The following is a 16,261-nucleotide window of genomic DNA, read 5'->3' on the forward strand; positions in this document are numbered from 1 at the left end:
CATGCTTAATATCGCTAAAAAAAATATAAACGAAAAAGTGAATCTAACTCGATTTATAACCATTCGAAAGTTGAGCGAAAGACGTTATTTTAAAACGTTTAATAGACTTTTACTTTGGTTTTTTATAGGAAGTTTTCTGTTTGTCTTACTTCCTTGGACGCAAAACATTCAAGGAACGGGTTATGTTACAACAATTTCACCGGAACAACGTCCGCAAACCATTCACACAGCCATAGCCGGTAGAATTGAAAAATGGTATGTGGCAGAAGGACAATATGTAAACAAAGGCGACACTATTTTATTTATTTCTGAGATAAAAGATGATTATTTTGATCCTAATTTGGTTGCTAACACCGAGAACCAGATGAAAGCCAAAATGCTTTCAGAAGAATCTTATGAAGGAAAAGCCAATTCACTTTCGTCTCAAATTGCAGCAATTGAACGTGAACGCATTTTAAAATTGGAACAAGCCAAAAACAAAATCGAACAATCGCTTTTAAAGGTAAAAAGCGACAGTATGGATTTAGAAGCTGTAAAAACACAACTCAAAATTGCTCAAACCCAATTTAAACGTTCCGAAGATTTAAACAAAGAAGGTTTAAAACCAATGACCGATGTGGAAGACAAGCGTTTGAAATTGCAAGATGCGGAAGCAAAAATTATTACACAACAAAACAAATTACTTACTTCTCGAAACGAATTAATTAATGCAAAAGTTGAAATTAATCGAATTTCAGCTGAATATACTGATAAAATTTCGAAAGCTCAAAGTGAACGTTTTACCGCATTAAGCAGTCAATTTGATACCGAAGCTCAAGTGAATAAATTGCAAAACCAAGTCACGAATTACAAAATGCGAAATGAACTTTATTACATCAAAGCTCCCCAAAACGGTTATGTAAACCGTGCTTTGCAATCGGGAATTGGTGAGACAATTAAGGAAGGAACGCCTGTGGTGAGTATTATGCCATCAAAATATGACATAGCGGTTGAAACCTACATTCAACCCATTGATATGCCGCTAATTCACAAAGGCGAAAAAGTACGAGTTTGGTTTGACGGATGGCCTACCATAGTTTTTAGCGGATGGCCAAACACTTCTTACGGAACTTTTGGTGGTGAAATTGTTGCAATTGAAAATTTCATCAGTGTAAATGGAAAATACCGTGTTTTGATTGCTCAAGACCCTAATGATAAACCATGGCCAAAAGAACTCAACATTGGTGCTGGTGCTCAAACATTTGCCTTACTGGACAATGTACCAATCTGGTATGAACTATGGAGAAAGTTAAACGGATTTCCACCAGATTTCTATACACCAATACAAACCAGTGAAACTAAAAAATAGCTAATCGATGATAAGATTATTGGTAATATTACTCCTCTTTTCTACTATATCTAGGTCTCAAAATAGTAGTCGCGAAGCTGTATTAACACTTGATGATTACTTAGGATACGTTAAACAATTTCATCCTTTGGTGAAACAAGCTAACTTAGAAGTGAGTCAAGCTCAAGCAGGAATCATAGCAGCTCGTGGCGGATTTGATCCAAAAATTGAAGTAGATTATGAAAACAAACAATTCAAATCAACAGAATATTATGATTTATTAAATGCTACGTTTAAAATTCCGACGTGGTACGGAATTGAAATTAAAGCCGGTTTTGATCAAATGGAAGGGGTGTATTTGAATCCGCAAAATACTGTACCTCCAAATGGTTTGGCAATGGCTGGAATTTCTGTGCCGCTTGGTCAAGGTTTACTCATTAACAATCGAATGGCCGATTTGAGAAAAGCTAAAATTTATGCTAATTTATCGCAAGCCGCACGCGATTTGGAAGTAGCCAACGTACTTTATGACGCAATAAACAGTTATTTTAATTGGTATAGAAGCTATACTGAATACAAATTATATGAAACTTTTTTAAAAAATTCACAAGAACGATTTAATGGAATTAAAGGGTTAATCTCTGCCGGAGACAGGCCCGCCATTGATAGCATTGAAGCCGGAATTTTAGTTAAATCCAGAAAACTGAGTTTAGAACAATCCCGTTTAAAATTATTAAAATCAAAATTAGAAATATCAAATTTTTTATGGTTTGAAAATAATCTTCCGTTGGAGTTACAAGATAACATTTTACCGGAAACCGAATTGGAAAAAAAGGTTGAAAACACCTTAAAAACAAACGGATTATTATTAGCCGACATCGATTTTCAAAATCATCCAAAGATTCGATCCTTGCAAAATAAAGTTTCAATTTTAGAGGTGGATAAGCGTTTGAAGGGTGATTTATTGAAACCAACCATCAATTTAAATTATAATTATTTGTCTGAACCGGAATTTGTGAGAGATTTTAATACCGTAAATTATAAGTACGGCGTAAACTTCAGTTTTCCTTTATTTTTAAGAAAAGAAAGAGGAAATTTTAAAATTGCAAAATTCAAATTACAGGATGCCGAATTGGATTTGCAACTTGAAAACCAAGTCCTCAAAAACAAAATCGATTATCAATTAGAAGAAATAAATTCATTAAAAAATCAAATTCAAATTGCAAATGATTTGGTGAATGATTTTAATATGATGTTGGATGCCGAGGAAAGAATGTTCTTTTTTGGAGAAAGTTCGTTGTTTTTAATAAATTCCAGGGAAAACAGTTTATTAAGCACCAATTTGCAACAAATTGAAACCGAATTTCGATTTTTTGTTGCTAATGCAGATTTGTTTAAGTTGATAGCTAATCCGCAGTTTAATGATTAAATTTTAAATCTTGGTTATACCTGACAGGTTCAAAAACCTGTCAGGTTTAATATAGTAAAACTAGCAAATCATTTTTTTTATCTCCATCATTTCATAATAAGTTTTCTCAATCCATTCTCTGTGATTTGGATGTGCGATTCTAACCATTTCAGCAGCACGTTGTTTTAAGGTTTTACCGTATAAATTAGCAATTCCATATTCCGTAATAATGTATTGCACATGTGATCTTGTAGTAACAACACCTGCTCCTTGTTTCAAAAAAGGCACTATTCTACTTTCTCCTCTTCGGGTTTGTGATGGCAAAGCAATAATTGCTTTTCCTCCTACACTCAACGATGCCCCTCTAATAAAATCCATCTGACCTCCCACACCGGAATACATTTTACCTCCAATGGAGTCTGCACAAACTTGACCGGTAATATCAACTTCAATGGCTGAATTAATGGCTACCATTTTTGGGTTTTTTCGAATTCTTGCCGTATCATTTACGGCTGATGATTCTTTCATTTCTATAAAAGAATTGTCATCAACAAAATCATATAAACGGCGTGAACCCATTAAAAACGTTGCCAAAACACGACCACGTGTTGTACCTTTGTAGTTGCAATTGATGACATCTTTTTCAATTAAATCAATAACTCCATCCGAAAACATTTCGGTGTGTAGTCCTAAATCTTTGTGATTTGATAATTTACTTAAAGCTGCATTTGGGATAGACCCAATCCCCATTTGAAGCGTACTTCTATCTTCAATAAGTGAGGCAATATATTCACCAATCTTTTCTTCCTCGGGTGTAAATTCATCTATTTGATGTGAAAAAATAGACTCATTAACAGGGACTAAATAGTCTATTTCAGATTCGTGCAGAATTCCATCGCCAAATGTACGCGGCATTTGTGGATTCACCTGGGCAATAACAATTTTTGCATTTTCAATTGCAGCCAATGAAGCTTCAACAGAAACGCCAAGTGAACAATAACCATGTCTATCAGGTGGTGAAACGTGGATAAAAACCACATCTAATGGTAGTACATTTTTACGAAATAAATTGGGTAATTCGCTAAGAAAAACCGGAGTATAAGACCCATTTCCGGCTTTTAGTGTATGACGAACATTGGCTCCAATAAAGAAAGAATTGACATGAAAACTTTCTGCTAAATCGGGATTAGCATAAGGTGCTTCGCCTTCAGTGTGAAGGTGACAAATCTCAACGTTTTTTAGTTCGGATGCTCGTTGTGTCAATGCTTTGGTTAAAACAGACGGTGTTGCTGCAGCCGCCTGTAAATAAACCCTATCTCCAGATTTAACTACTTTTACGGCTTCTTCAGCTGTTACATATTTGCTCATATTTCCTAAATTTTGAGCAAAGATAAGATTGAAAATCTGTTTAAAAACTGATATTTCTCATTGTTTTTGGGATTTTTAGCCACGGTAGTAGTGCCCCCCCTTGCCTAAGGTAGGCAAGAAGCCTTTTTCAGGATTAGGGCAGTTTTTCTCGGGCAAAAGAGCGACCAACGGAAACTCTTTTGCCCGAGAAAAACTGCCCAAAGACAAAAAACCTTGTAGCGGATGATGGGATTTTGCTTCTAATAAAAAATAATAAAATTGTGTACCTTTGCCACTTTAAATTTTGATTATGATTATCCCAAAAACCCGAGAAGAAATTGAGTTAATGCGTGCCAGTTCGCTATTGGTTTCAAAAACACTAGGCATGATTGCTAAGGAAATTAAGCCCGGTGTAACGACACTTTATTTAGACAAATTGGCAGAAGAGTTTATTCGTGATCATGGCGGGGTACCTGCTTTTTTGGGTTTGTATGGTTTTCCTAATTCGTTGTGCATGAGTCCGAATGCTCAAGTGGTTCACGGAATTCCTAACAACAAACCGTTAGAAAGTGGGGATGTAATTTCGGTAGATTGTGGGGTTTTGATGAATGAGTTTTATGGTGATCACGCTTATTCGTTTGAGATTGGCGAAGTGTCACCTGAAGTAAAAAGGCTTTTAAAAGTAACCAAAGAATCATTATATGTTGGGATTCGAGAATTTAGAGCGGGTAATCGTGTGGAAGATGTGGGAAATGCAATTCAAAGACATTGTGAATCAAATGGTTATGGGGTTGTTCGCGAATTAGTAGGCCACGGTTTGGGAAGAAAAATGCATGAAGATCCCGAAATGCCTAATTATGGTAAAAAAGGACGAGGAAAATTGTTTGTAGAAAGTATGGTGGTTGCGATTGAGCCGATGATTAATATGGGGACAAAAAACATCAAACAACTAAAAGACGGTTGGACGATTTTGACGGCTGACATGAAACCAAGTGCTCATTTTGAACACAATGTGGCGTTGATTGATGGCAAACCTGAGTTGCTTTCTACGTTTCAATATATATATGATGCATTGGGGATTGTGAGTGATGAGGAGAATGAATTTAGAAAGTTACCTTTGGTAATATGATAAAAAAAATATTTAAATCTATATTAAATACCATTCCACGACCTATTCTTATTCGGTTAAGTTATGTGGCAAAACCAATTTTGGAATTTTTATTGAAAGGAAATCGGTTTACCGACCCGATTGACGGAAAAAGTTTTAAGATGTTTTTGCCTTATGGATACGGAAAACAGCGTAACAATGTGTTGTCTCCAAGTACTCTTTCTTTAGAAAGACATCGATTGTTGTGGTTGTATTTGAATGAACAAACAGACTTTTTTACTGCTCCAAAAAAGGTTTTACATTTTGCTCCTGAGCAAGCATTTTATAAACGTTTCAGAAATCAAAAAAATTTAGATTATACTACTACTGATTTATTTTCGCCTTTGGCGGATGTGAAAGCTGATATATGCAATCTTCCTTTTGAAGACAATTCGTATGATGTGATTTTGTGTAATCATGTTTTGGAGCACATTCCTGATGATACCAAAGCTATGCAAGAATTGCATCGGGTTTTGAAACCGGGCGGAATGGGAATTTTTCAAATTCCACAGGATTTGTCAAGAGCAACAACTTTTTCGGATGACTCGATTACAGATGAAAAAGAACGAGCCAAAATATTTGGCCAATATGACCACGTTAGGGTTTATGGCAGAGACTATTTTAACAAATTGAGGAGCATAGGTTTCAAAGTTATTGAAGAAGATTATACGTCAAAAATTTCGCCTGAATTGGTGGAGAAATATTGTCTGGCAAAAGGAGAAATTATTCCGGTTTGTTTTAAAAACTAATTTTGTTGTTTTTAAATACTATTTTCTCAAATAAAAAAACCTACAAGGTTTAAAAACCTTGCAGGCTGTAATGAATTATTCCTCCGGCATTAACATCGCCACCACCTTATCTTTAGTCAGATATTTTTTTGCTACAGCTTGAATATCTTTTGCGGTTACTGCATCAATTTTCTGTTCAAATTGCAAAATTTCTTCAGCAGAAGTAGCATTTGTATAAGCTCTTGTTAAATTAGACATCCAATAATTATTTTGTTTTATTTTTTCTTTGTAATCTAATTTTTCGGCTTCTTTAAATTTGTTTATATCTTTTTCTTCAGGTCCGTTTTCAATAATTTTATTCAATTCTCTTAATGCAGATTGAGTCAAGGTCTCAGCATTTTCAGGGCCGCAAGGGAAATTAATTGAGAAGTTATAACTTCCATTTGGTACTTTGCTCATGCTTCCTCTGGCATTTACTCCATAAACACCACTTTCGTTTTCACGAAGCTCTTCAACTAATTTAATTGTCAAAACTTCTCCTAATGCTCTGAATGAAAGTGCTTCTTTAGCGTCATAAACACAATCTCCATAATACATAATGTTAACAGAACTTTTAGGGTCTTTTCCTTTATTTACAATTTTCTTGTGTTCTCCTTTTAACATTCTATATCCCAGATCAACAGCCTTTTCTTTTGTTTCATTTGCCGGTAAAGAAGCTAAATATAAACTTGAATATTCTTCTAATTTTTGTTCATCTATGTTTCCTACAAAGAAGAAATGGAAATCACCTGCATTTGCAAATCGTTCTTTATACTTGTTGTAAGCTAATTGGTAATCGGTTTTAGCCCAAGCTTTCTCATCTGGTAAAACTCCAAAAAATCTAGGATTCTCTTTTAACAAATAACTGTATAATTCTTTTTGAAAATACATGGAAGGCATAGATGCCATATTTGCCATAAATGAGTTTTCTTTTGCCTTATAACTATCAAAAGCTTCTTGGTCAAAATTCAAATCTGTAAAATAAGCATGGATCATCTGCATCAAATATTCATAATCTTTTGGAGCTGCAGAGCCATTCATCCCTTCTGAAAAACTTCCTACATAAGGATTTACTCTTGCTACCTTTCCGGTCATGAATTTATTCAAATCATTTAATTTCATTCCAGAAATTCCGGCTTCTGTTAATCCATTCATTGCCCATTGTACTTTTTCATATTCGTCATTTGAAATTAAATTTGATCCGCCAAAACTCATTGCTTCAAATAAAATCTCATCATTTTTAAAGTCTGTCTTTTTATAGGTAACTTTAGCTCCATTTGAGAGAGTTAAGGTTGTGGTTCCAATTTTATCATTCGTTTCTTTTTTTACAATGCTTCCCTTTTTTATAGGGTTACGCAACAAACTTTCTGCCAAAACTGAATCTTCATATGGCTTCAAACTAGAAGGGTCAATAGCAATAGCAGCTAATGTTTGTTGTTCTGTTGGCTTAACTAAACCTTCTTTTTCTGGTCCGGTTAAAATCACAACCCTATTATCATCCTTTATGTAGTTTGCAATAAGTGAATTTGTTTCTTGCAATGTTATTGTAGGTAGTAATTTTTTTGATGTTTCAAATGTCCATTCAATACTTGGAGCGGGTTGGTCTATCAAAAAATTACGTTGAAAAGAATTCATATACCTGTTTGACTCCGTTTTATCTCTCTCATTATAACGTCTTTCCATACTCGTTAGCATAGATGTTTTTGCTCTATCCAACTCGCCTTGCGTAAATCCGAATGCTTTAACACGTTCGTTTTCTGTAACTAAAACTTTCAACGCTTCCAATTGTTTATCTTCGCCAACCATTGCAAAAGATTGGAATGCATTTTTTGTTCTGGCATACGTGCTTCCGTAATAAGAATTTCCAAAAGTATAAGGTGGATTTGGATTGTTTGCTATTTCATTTAATCGATTGTTTAACATCGTACTAAATAAATTTTTGACCAGTTCTTGTCTGTAATCACCAACGGTTTTAACTAGTTTTGGTTCTTCATAATCTTTATAAAGCAATTGTACTTGTGAAAAAGCTGCTTCTTTATCACTTTCAATGGCTACAAATGTTTCTTTATGATTTGGTACGTCAAATACTTTTCTGGGCTTTTCTTTTTTCGGATTTTTATATGGGCTAAAATGCTTAATGATCATTTTTTCAATTTGATCAACATCAATGTCACCAATTGCTATAACACTCATCAAGTTCGGACGATACCAATCTTTATAGAAATTAAGCACTTTATCATGTGTGAAATTCTCTAATATCTCTTTTTGACCAATTGGAAGTCTTTTGGCATACATAGAATTGTACATCATTTTTGGCATAAACTGACCCATCATTCTTTTGTCTGCTCCTAAACCAATTCGATACTCTTCCAAAACCACTCCCCTTTCTTTGTCAATTTCTTCAGGAGTAAGGACTGTATTAAACGCCCAATCTTCTAAAATCTCAAAACCTTTTGTCAATTTTTCATTATCATCAGAAGGAATTGGCAAAAAATAAACGGTTTCATCAAAACTGGTATAGGCATTCAAATGTTGACCAAATTTCACACCAATACTTTGTAAATAATCCACTAACGTATTCTTAGGAAAACGTTTCGTTCCGTTAAAGCACATGTGTTCCATAAAGTGTGCTAAACCTTGTTGGTCGTCATTTTCAAGAATTGAACCTGCATTTACAATTAATCGTAAATCTACTTTATTTTCAGGTTTCTTGTTATTCTTAATGTAATAGGTTAAACCGTTTTTAAGTTTCCCGGTTCTTACAGTTGGATCCAAGGGTATTGGACTATCCATTTTCAATTCTTGAGCAAATACCATTGCCGGCAATGCCAGTAAGAACAAGACTAGTTTGTTGCGTTTTTTCATTTGTATAAGTTTATTGATTATTGTAAAACTAAACCTATAACTTCATGTGTTAAAATTTATTATATTTTTTTTAACGTAACATCCTACATTTAGAATCATTCTAAAATAAGTGTCTGAAAATTAGCTGTTTTGAATTGTTGCATTTGATTATTTTCATCTGTATAAATCAACAAAACATACAAATCATTTCTTGAAGCCAACAATTTCTTAGTTTTCTCAAAATCCATAATCATAAATGCGGTGGCAAATCCATCGGCGTCAATACATTTTGATGCTAATACTGTGGCACTTAAAATAGTGCTTTTTTCTGATATGCCGGTTTTTGGGTTTATGATATGAACAAATTTTTGCCCCGTAAGACTATCTGTTTTTACTTTTCGATAGTTACCTGATGTAGCCATACCAAGATTCTCTAGTTTAATTTTGGCTATTAATGTTCGTTCTTCCGGAGACTGAGTCGGATCATCTATTCCAACAATCCAATTTTTATCTTCAACAGTATTTTTTCCAAATGCAAAAATTTCACCACCAATTTCAACAATTGCATTTTGAATACCTTTAGATTTTAAAAATTCTGAAACAACATCAACAGAATAACCTTGGGCAATAGCATTAAAATCAAAATAAGTTTCAGAATGTTTTTTAGAAATAGTGTTATCCTCATTTAATTTAACTTTATCGAAACCTACATAGGTCAATAAACTATCAATTTTGGACTGATTTAAATCGATTTTTTCTTTAGTTGGGCCAAATCCATATGCGTTAACTAAAACACCGATAGTTGGGTCAAAAAGCTTGTCTGTAGCTTGATAAATTTCTTGCGAGGTAGTAAATGTTTTAGAAAAAAAATCATCAACAACTATTGTAGTATCTCCGTTATTGATTTTGGAAATCTTTGAATCGGGTCGATAAGTTGACAAAGACAAATCAAACTCCAATAGTAGTGAATCAATTGAAGCTTTTTTTATTGTTTCATTTGAACTGATATATTTAATTGCGTAGGTGCTTCCTTGAGCTTCTCCTTGTAGGATAAAAATTTGCTCCTTTTTGGAATATTCGCAACTGATTACTAAAAAAGCAATAACGAAAACACTAACTAATCTCTTTAATTCCATTGTAATTGATGATATAATCTTCATTTTTTGTAACTGGCTTTTCATAATCCAACGCATTTGCAATTCCCACTCCTGCATAAAGGACTTTTGCTTTAAGTTTTACGGCATGTTCTTTAAAAGTCTCGATCCAAATAGCATCATAGTCTTCAGGATTGTTTGGATAATTAAAAACGGTGACCAAAACGAAATGTAAGGTATTGGTGGCTTTATCTACACAAACAAACTGTGGATGTCGTTTGAGTTGACTATTAACAGCAATGAACTCAAAACCTTGACTTTCGAGTTCTTTTCCGACATGGTTCATTGCTAAATTGTGAAGTTCTTGTTCGGTCAAAATATTCATAGTACAAAAGTAGTTAGAATTACGAAAAACAAGTCTTAATTAAAACAAAAAACCGACACATTTTTGCATCGGTTTCAGTTTTTAATTATCCTCCAAAGTCATCAAAACGGATATTTTCAGGTGGCATACCAAAATCTTCGCCCATTTTTTGAACGGCATTGTTCATCATTGGTGGACCACAGAAATACAATTCAATATCTTCAGGACTATCGTGCTTAGATAAATAGTTATCAATTACTACATTGTGAATAAATCCAACAAAACCATCTCCTTCACCATCTGTTCCGTCTTTTACTTTCCAATTATCTTCCGGTAATGGTTCAGAAAGTGCCATGTAGAATCTAAAGTTAGGGAAATCTTTTTCTAAAGCTCTAAAGTGATCTACATAAAACAATTCACGTTTTGAACGACCACCATACCAATAGGTTACCTTTCTTCCTGTTTTAACGGTTCTGAACAAGTGATAAAGATGTGAACGCATCGGTGCCATTCCAGCTCCTCCACCAACATATAGCATTTCCGACTCACTTTCGTTGATGAAAAATTCACCGTAAGGACCGGAAACAGTTACAGGATCACCAGCTTTTCTTGAGAAAATGTAAGATGATGCTATTCCTGGGTTTACAGCTGCCCAACCATTTTTAGCTCTATCCCATGGTGGAGTAGCTACACGAACATTCAACATGATTTTTCTTCCTTCTGCAGGATATGAAGCCATCGAATAAGCCCTTTCAACTAATTCGGTATTTTTCATTACCAATGGCCATAAATTAAATTTATCCCATTCTGCTTTGAATTTTTCAGGTTCACCAGGATGTTCTTCGGGATGAGCTGTGATGTCAATATCTGAATATTTTACTTCACATTTAGGAATTTCAATTTGAATATAACCCCCAGCTTCATAATGCATATCATCTGGTAATTCAACAATAAATTCTTTAATAAATGAGGCAACATTGTAGTTGGAATGTACTTTAGCTTCAAATTTTTTGATTCCGAAAACCTCTTCAGGTACTTCAATAATCATATCATTTTTCACTTTTACCTGACATCCTAAACGCCAACCTTGAGCAATTTCTTTTCTTGTAAAATGTGGTTCTTCTGTTGGAAGAATAGATCCACCACCATTAGTTACAATACATTTACACTGAATGCAAGTTCCACCTCCACCACAAGCAGATGGAAGAAAAATTTTGCTGTTTCCTAGTGTTGTAAGTAGTGTATTTCCTGATTCTACTTCTAATTCGTTTTCTCCGTTGATTTTAATTTTTACCGGCCCGGAAGGTAATAATTTTGCTTTTGCACCTAATAACATTGCTACTAAAAGGAAAACAATTACAAGAAAAACTACAACACTGGCTATGATTACTGGTGTATTCATTATATCGTATCTTAATATTTATATTTTAATTCCCATAAAACTCATAAAACCTAACGCCATCAATCCTGTGATTAGGAAAGTAATTCCTAAACCACGAAGTGGAGCAGGAACATGAGAGTAAGCTATTTTTTCACGAATAGCTGCAATAGCTAAAATTGCTAAAAACCATCCGATACCGGAACCAAAACCATAGGTTACCGCTTCTGTTACTCCGCCAAAATCTTTCTGTTGCATAAATAAAGACCCCCCTAAAATGGCACAGTTAACGGCAATTAACGGAAGAAAGATCCCTAATGCTCCATATAAAGCCGGTGCAAATTTTTCAACAATCATCTCTACTAATTGTACCATCGAAGCAATAACTGCGATGAACATGATGAAACTTAAAAAGCTCAAATCAATATCAGCATACTCAGCTCCTAACCAAGATAAAGCTCCTTGTTTTAATAAATAATTGTCTAACAAAAAGTTGATTGGCACAGTAATCGTTAATACGAAGATTACAGCAACACCTAAACCAACCGCTGTTTTAACTGTTTTTGAGACCGCCAAATAGGAACACATTCCTAAGAAGTAGGCGAAAATCATATTTTCTATGAAAATACTTTTTACAAATAAACTTGCTAATTCTTGCATGTTATAATAGTTTAATAGCTAGGCTATGATTAGTGTTTTTCGATTAATTTACGGTTTTTTGAACGTTGAATCCAGATGATGATTCCAACTACAATAAGTGCCATTGGTGATAATAACATCAAACCATTGTTTTCATAACCCATATCATAAAATGATTGCGGAACAACTTGAATTCCGAATAATTTTCCGGAACCCAATAATTCTCTAAAGAATGCTACGGCAATCAAAATCCAAGCATATCCAAAAGCATTTCCGATACCGTCTAAAAATGATCTCCAAACGCCGTTACCTAATGCAAATGCCTCCAAGCGTCCCATTACGATACAGTTGGTAATAATTAATCCGACAAATACAGATAATTCTTTACTCACATCATATGCAAATGCTTTTAAAACTTGGTCAACAATAATTACAAGCGATGCTACAATTACCAATTGCACAATAATACGAATACGATTTGGAATTGAATTTCTCAATACAGAAATAATCATATTACTAAATGCCATTACAAACAATACAGCAATTGACATTACGATAGCAGGTTTTAACTGAACCGTAATTGCTAACGCTGAACAAATTCCCAAAACTTGAACCGTAATTGGGTTATTGTCATTTAATGGGTCTGATAAAAGACCTCTATTTCTTTTAGAAAATAAACTTTCTTTCTCTTCAGCCATGATCTTAATTATTAGAGGCTAATTTGCCTTTTTGATTATCAATATATTGTTTGTAATGAGCTAAACGTTCTTTAATCATATCTGTAACGCCATCTCCGGTAATGGTTGCCCCTGAAATAGCATCTACTTTATTATCGTCTTTGTTTACTTTATCATTATTTCCTTTGGCTACAGCAACACCAACTAAATTTCCGTTTTTATCAAAGATTTTTTCATCTTTAAAATAATCTAAAAACCATTGTTGTTTGATCTCCGCTCCTAAACCGGGTGTTTCTCCTTTGTGGTCAAAAGATACTCCGGCAATGGTATTGAAGTCATCGTTCAAAGCAATATAACCCCAAATAGCATCCCAAAGACCCGCTCCACGTAAAGGAATAATATAAAATTTATTTCCATCTTTTTCAGCAACATACAAAGGAAAACGTTGCTCCTCAGGTTTCTTTTTTAATTCAGCTTTTAAATCTACAGTAAATGCATTCACCGATTCGTCAGTAGAACCATCAACTTTTAAAGCCAGTTGTTCTTTGATAAATTCGTCAAATTTTCCCTGAGCTTCTTCTCTTGACACATCCGTTACACCTATGGTAGAAAGAATGTTTTGCATTTTTTCATTTTTTACGTTGATGTCTTGCATCGGTTTTAATGATGTAGCTGCAAAAGCCAATAAAGCTCCTACGACCACTACCATAATTCCGGCAAATAAAAACGTATATCCGTTACTATTTCTATCCATGATTATGCAGTTTTTAATTGTTTAGCAACTCTTTTCTTTCTTCTCTTAATGTTACCTTCAACCACATAATGGTCAATTGTTGGTGCGAAAACATTCAACAACAATATAGCTAACATTACTCCTTCTGGATAAGCCGGATTGAAAACCCTAATCATAATACTAAAGAATCCTATCAAAAATCCGTAAATCCATTTTCCTCGATTGGTTTGAGCGGCAGAAACCGGGTCGGTTGCCATAAAAACAATACCGAAAGCTAAACCACCTACTAATAAATGTAACATCCCAAAATCCATTAAGGCATTGGCACCCCACAATTCGAATAAGAATGCCATGACAGCTGCTCCTAAAAATCCGCTGACAATGATTCTCCAACTTCCCACTCCGGTGATGACTAAAATGGCAGCTCCAACCAAAATCCAAAGTACAGATGTTTCTGAAATAGATCCCGGAATTGTTCCCGCAAACATACTCCACATATCATAACCTGCTTCTTGACCGGCAGCTAATTTTCCTAAAATTGTTTCTCCCGAAATAGCATCTGTTGTGGAAGCATCGGATACCCAAATTTTATCTCCAGACATATAAGTTGGATACGCAAAAAAGGCAAATGCTCTTGCGGTTAAAGCCGGATTTAAAATATTCATTCCAGTCCCACCAAAAGCTTCTTTACCAATAATTACGGCAAAAATCACCGATAAAGCCAACATCCATAAAGGTAAGTCAATTGGCATAATCATCGGGATTAACAATCCGGTAACTAAATAGCCTTCATTTACTTCGTGACCTCTTACGATGGCAAAATAGAATTCAATTCCCAATCCAACTCCATAAGAAACGGCAATCATTGGCAATACTTTCCAAGCTCCGTGAATTAATGCATCCATAAATGGAACTACTTCTTGAATTTGTGACAAACTTTGGTAACCTGCATTCCAAGTTCCAAAAATCAACGCAGGAACTAAAGCCAAAACCACGGTAATCATGGTACGCTTTAAATCTACTGCATCTCTAATATGAGCTCCGTGTTTTGTTGTATGATTTGGAACATATAAAAACGTATCCAACGCATTCACAGCCGGTGCAAACTTTTCCAATTTTTCGCCTTTTCCGAAAGGCTTTTTTATTTGGTCTATTTTATCTCTTAAAAACTTCATAGCTATTTATTTAACCTACTTCGTTAATCATTAAATCCAAGGCTTCTCTGATGATTACTTGTGCTTCTAACTTAGAAGTATTTGTATAATCAATCAACGCAAAATCTTCAGGAGCTACTTCGTAGATTCCTAAATTTTCCATTTTTTCAATGTCATTTGCCAAACATGCTTTTAACAATTGCATTGGATAAATATCTAATGGCATTACTTTTTCCATTTCTCCGGTTACAACCAAAGCTCGCTCTTCACCATTTAAATTAGTATCAGCAACATATTTTTTACCCGGCATTAACCATGATAAAGCTGTACGTTGCATACTGTGTTTATTTGCCCCGGCAAATGGCAACCAACCAAACATTCTGTATTGATTTCCTTCCGGAATAACAGTAACTGTGTTAGAATAAAAGCCTAAGTTTCCATCTAGAGTAACTTTATCTCCAGTGAAAACATCTCCTGAAATGATTCGAACATTGTCTGAAGAAAGTTTTCCTGAAACAACATCTTTCATTTGAGCACCAAATTTTACAGAATAATATTGCGGATTTGCAACCTCTGAACCTGTCAAAGCGATTACTTTAGTAGCATCAAACTTTCCGGTTAAGAATAAATCACCAATGATAGCAACATCTTGAGGAGCAACTATCCAAACTCTCTCTCCGGCATTGATTGGGTCAATTTTAGCAATTTGAACACCCACATTTCCTGATGGATGCGGCCCATAAACCTTATGTAACTCAACCCCTGAAATTCCACTAAATACAGAATTTGATTTACCATTAACAGAAAGATGAACTTTGCCGGTGGTCAATTTTGCCAACACATCTACTCCAGCCTGAAAAGAAGCAATTTTATCTTTTAAAGCCACCTCAACATCTGCAGATAAAGGAGCAGAACTGTAAGCAGAAATAAAAATTGCTTTTGGAGAATCTGAAGAATTTGCCACAACATCATACGGACGCTGTTTAATAAAAGGCCAACAACCTGAAGCAAGCAAATGTGCTTTTACTTGGTCGCCCGACATTTCATTTGGATTTTTCTTGCCGTGCTCAACATAACTGTCTTGTGCATCAGCTTGTATTCTGATTTCCAAAATAACACGTTTGTCTCCACGTTTGATTTCTACAATTTTTCCGCTAACCGGCGAAACAAACTTAACTGCTTCGTCATCTTTAGAATAAAAAATAGCTTCTCCTGCTTTAACTTCGGCTCCTTCTTTAAGCACCAATTTAGGTGTAACTTTATGAAAGTCAGAAGGTTTAATAGAATAAACTTGTGAGCGTGAAATCGCATCAACTTTCGGTTGAGCTTCTCCTACCAATTTCAAGTCTAATCCTTTCTTGATTCGAATGTCTTTAGACATA

Annotated in this window: 14 protein-coding genes; 4 read left to right on the top strand and 10 right to left on the bottom strand. The window is 34.6% G+C overall.

What is annotated here, in order from left to right; genetic code table 11:
* The first annotated feature begins 1 nt into the window (after position 1).
* Positions 2-1,348: an HlyD family secretion protein gene (locus tag B3L86_RS12015; RefSeq protein ID WP_291119460.1), complete on the top strand. Its 1,347-nt coding sequence runs from the start codon at positions 2-4 to the stop codon at positions 1,346-1,348.
* A 7-nt stretch (positions 1,349-1,355) separates the two neighbouring features.
* Entirely contained in the window at positions 1,356-2,756 is a 1,401-nt protein-coding gene (locus B3L86_RS12020) for a TolC family protein (protein ID WP_291119463.1), read from the top strand.
* Positions 2,757-2,816: 60 nt separating this feature from the next.
* Here the strand turns inward: B3L86_RS12020 and B3L86_RS12025 are convergent, their stop codons facing one another.
* On the bottom strand, positions 2,817-4,103 hold the full coding sequence (locus B3L86_RS12025) for an acetyl-CoA hydrolase/transferase family protein (protein ID WP_188360502.1): 1,287 nt from the start codon (positions 4,101-4,103) through the stop codon (positions 2,817-2,819).
* A 289-nt stretch (positions 4,104-4,392) separates the two neighbouring features.
* On the opposite strand from B3L86_RS12025, the gene map reads away from it, so the two are divergent.
* Entirely contained in the window at positions 4,393-5,211 is an 819-nt protein-coding gene (gene map / locus B3L86_RS12030; RefSeq protein ID WP_291119468.1) for a type I methionyl aminopeptidase, read from the top strand.
* Positions 5,211-5,978 (top strand): class I SAM-dependent methyltransferase, encoded by a 768-nt coding sequence (locus tag B3L86_RS12035; RefSeq protein WP_291119634.1) that lies wholly within the window; start codon positions 5,211-5,213, stop codon positions 5,976-5,978. The genes map and B3L86_RS12035 overlap by 1 nt, the downstream gene beginning before the upstream one ends.
* Before the next feature lie 75 nt (positions 5,979-6,053).
* Here the strand turns inward: B3L86_RS12035 and B3L86_RS12040 are convergent, their stop codons facing one another.
* From B3L86_RS12040 to B3L86_RS12080, 9 genes are all read right to left on the bottom strand, one after another.
* Positions 6,054-8,861: a M16 family metallopeptidase gene (locus tag B3L86_RS12040; protein WP_291119472.1), complete on the bottom strand. Its 2,808-nt coding sequence runs from the start codon at positions 8,859-8,861 to the stop codon at positions 6,054-6,056.
* Positions 8,862-8,956: 95 nt separating this feature from the next.
* Positions 8,957-10,000, bottom strand: coding sequence for an FAD:protein FMN transferase (locus tag B3L86_RS12045; RefSeq protein ID WP_291119474.1), 1,044 nt, complete (start codon positions 9,998-10,000; stop codon positions 8,957-8,959).
* Positions 9,954-10,319, bottom strand: coding sequence for a Na(+)-translocating NADH-quinone reductase subunit F (locus B3L86_RS12050; protein ID WP_291119477.1), 366 nt, complete (start codon positions 10,317-10,319; stop codon positions 9,954-9,956). The genes B3L86_RS12045 and B3L86_RS12050 overlap by 47 nt, the downstream gene beginning before the upstream one ends.
* An 85-nt stretch (positions 10,320-10,404) precedes the next feature.
* A complete protein-coding gene (gene nqrF, locus B3L86_RS12055) occupies positions 10,405-11,700 on the bottom strand; it encodes an NADH:ubiquinone reductase (Na(+)-transporting) subunit F (RefSeq protein ID WP_291119480.1) in 1,296 nt (431 codons plus the stop codon).
* Between the two features lie 18 nt (positions 11,701-11,718).
* A complete protein-coding gene (gene nqrE / locus B3L86_RS12060; RefSeq protein ID WP_188360497.1) occupies positions 11,719-12,336 on the bottom strand; it encodes an NADH:ubiquinone reductase (Na(+)-transporting) subunit E in 618 nt (205 codons plus the stop codon).
* A gap of 29 nt (positions 12,337-12,365) precedes the next feature.
* Positions 12,366-13,013, bottom strand: a complete 648-nt coding sequence (locus B3L86_RS12065) for an NADH:ubiquinone reductase (Na(+)-transporting) subunit D (RefSeq protein WP_291119483.1) — start codon at positions 13,011-13,013, stop codon at positions 12,366-12,368.
* Positions 13,014-13,017: 4 nt separating this feature from the next.
* The gene (locus B3L86_RS12070; protein ID WP_291119486.1) at positions 13,018-13,746 is read right to left on the bottom strand and encodes a Na(+)-translocating NADH-quinone reductase subunit C; all 729 of its coding nucleotides are present in this window, start codon (positions 13,744-13,746) and stop codon (positions 13,018-13,020) included.
* 2 nt (positions 13,747-13,748) lie between these two features.
* Complete coding sequence (locus B3L86_RS12075) at positions 13,749-14,900, bottom strand: NADH:ubiquinone reductase (Na(+)-transporting) subunit B (RefSeq protein WP_291119489.1); 1,152 nt, start codon at positions 14,898-14,900, stop codon at positions 13,749-13,751.
* 10 nt (positions 14,901-14,910) lie between these two features.
* Complete coding sequence (locus B3L86_RS12080) at positions 14,911-16,260, bottom strand: Na(+)-translocating NADH-quinone reductase subunit A (RefSeq protein ID WP_291119492.1); 1,350 nt, start codon at positions 16,258-16,260, stop codon at positions 14,911-14,913.
* Between the last annotated feature and the right edge of the window lies 1 nt (position 16,261).

The organism is Flavobacterium sp. UBA6135, assembly GCF_002428305.1.
Classification (GTDB): Bacteria; Bacteroidota; Bacteroidia; order Flavobacteriales; family Flavobacteriaceae; genus Flavobacterium.

Excerpts from the sequence above, each read along its gene's own strand:
- B3L86_RS12045 (WP_291119474.1), bottom strand. The coding sequence starts at position 10,000 with ATGAAGATTATATCATCAATTACAATGGAATTAAAGAGATTAGTTAGT.
- B3L86_RS12065 (WP_291119483.1), bottom strand. The coding sequence starts at position 13,013 with ATGGCTGAAGAGAAAGAAAGTTTATTTTCTAAAAGAAATAGAGGTCTT.
- B3L86_RS12025 (WP_188360502.1), bottom strand. The coding sequence starts at position 4,103 with ATGAGCAAATATGTAACAGCTGAAGAAGCCGTAAAAGTAGTTAAATCT.
- B3L86_RS12020 (WP_291119463.1), top strand. The coding sequence starts at position 1,356 with ATGATAAGATTATTGGTAATATTACTCCTCTTTTCTACTATATCTAGG.
- B3L86_RS12050 (WP_291119477.1), bottom strand. The coding sequence starts at position 10,319 with ATGAATATTTTGACCGAACAAGAACTTCACAATTTAGCAATGAACCAT.
- map (WP_291119468.1), top strand. The coding sequence starts at position 4,393 with ATGATTATCCCAAAAACCCGAGAAGAAATTGAGTTAATGCGTGCCAGT.
- nqrE (WP_188360497.1), bottom strand. The coding sequence starts at position 12,336 with ATGCAAGAATTAGCAAGTTTATTTGTAAAAAGTATTTTCATAGAAAAT.
- B3L86_RS12015 (WP_291119460.1), top strand. The coding sequence starts at position 2 with ATGCTTAATATCGCTAAAAAAAATATAAACGAAAAAGTGAATCTAACT.
- B3L86_RS12070 (WP_291119486.1), bottom strand. The coding sequence starts at position 13,746 with ATGGATAGAAATAGTAACGGATATACGTTTTTATTTGCCGGAATTATG.
- B3L86_RS12040 (WP_291119472.1), bottom strand. The coding sequence starts at position 8,861 with ATGAAAAAACGCAACAAACTAGTCTTGTTCTTACTGGCATTGCCGGCA.
- nqrF (WP_291119480.1), bottom strand. The coding sequence starts at position 11,700 with ATGAATACACCAGTAATCATAGCCAGTGTTGTAGTTTTTCTTGTAATT.
- B3L86_RS12075 (WP_291119489.1), bottom strand. The coding sequence starts at position 14,900 with ATGAAGTTTTTAAGAGATAAAATAGACCAAATAAAAAAGCCTTTCGGA.
- B3L86_RS12080 (WP_291119492.1), bottom strand. The coding sequence starts at position 16,260 with ATGTCTAAAGACATTCGAATCAAGAAAGGATTAGACTTGAAATTGGTA.